Below are 313 nucleotides of genomic sequence, written 5' to 3' on the forward strand. Positions count from 1 at the left end.
TCCTTTTCGGAGGGACTTTCATTGAGGCACGTTGAAGCGTCTCATCCGTAAGGCACCTGCAGGCGCGCATTTCCCTTCCTTTTCGGAGGGACTTTCATTGAGGCACCACGTATGCGTGTTTCAAGGCTCACGGCGTGAAATTTCCCTTCCTTTTCGGAGGGACTTTCATTGAGGCGGTCTGGATGCTGTGGATGTGGCAGAGGAGATTATGAATTTCCCTTCCTTTTCGGAGGGACTTTCATTGAGGGGGTCTCAGTGTGCAGGTGTGCCATTTTTAGCGTTTCATTTCCCTTCCTTTTCGGAGGGACTTTCA

The sequence above is a fragment of the Rothia sp. HMSC061D12 genome, assembly GCF_001836735.1.
Classification (GTDB): Bacteria; Actinomycetota; Actinomycetes; order Actinomycetales; family Micrococcaceae; genus Rothia.